General features: G+C 65.4%; 2 protein-coding genes. Both read right to left on the bottom strand.

Annotation, left to right across the window (positions count from 1 at the left end):
* Positions 1-95 precede the first annotated feature (95 nt).
* Positions 96-290 carry a hypothetical protein gene (locus tag QZH66_RS18375; RefSeq protein ID WP_305807228.1) on the bottom strand — a complete coding sequence of 65 codons (195 nt, stop codon included), beginning with the start codon at positions 288-290 and terminating at the stop codon, positions 96-98.
* A 2-nt stretch (positions 291-292) separates the two neighbouring features.
* Positions 293-485, bottom strand: a 193-nt coding sequence (locus QZH66_RS18380) for a hypothetical protein (RefSeq protein WP_305807229.1), incomplete at its 5' end; no start/stop codon positions are given.

Genomic DNA, 485 nt, shown 5'->3' on the forward strand with positions numbered 1-485 from the left:
GCGCCCCTCTCCGGCTTGCCAGCGGGGAGCGCCGTCGTAGAGGCTGGGAAGGCGCACGCCCTCCACAGACTCACCCGCAAAAGCAAGGGCAACAGTCACATGCCCTCCCCTGCAACCGGGGCACCGTTGCGGGTATAGATCACATCTAGACTTTCACCTTCGGGCTGGTGCGACAGCACGACGGTGATGCCGTCGAGGCTTTCGACCTGCTGGCCCTGCTGCTCCACGAGCAGGGCCAACAATGCAGAGTGCGCAGCTACGAGCCGCGCCGCGTGCATGGCGTCGTCCATGGTCAGGCCGCTGGCTTGGCTGCGGGTTTGAGGGAGACGAGGCGCGGGGACACTGCGACGTTGCCGCCGCGATCGATGTAGATCGACTCGGGCGCCAGGGTGTACTCACCTGCGGGGTAGTACAGTGCGGCGCCCTGGGCGTCTTTTTCGAGGATGATTTCCGTCTTTTCGGGGAACGGGTTTGCGTGGCCGTGG

Source organism: Stenotrophomonas sp. YIM B06876 (genome assembly GCF_030711595.1).
In the GTDB taxonomy this organism is placed as follows: domain Bacteria; phylum Pseudomonadota; class Gammaproteobacteria; order Xanthomonadales; family Xanthomonadaceae; genus Stenotrophomonas.

What these genes read in the sequence shown, in the direction of transcription:
- QZH66_RS18375 (WP_305807228.1), bottom strand. Translation starts at nt 290, where the DNA reads ATGGACGACGCCATGCACGCGGCGCGGCTCGTAGCTGCGCACTCTGCA.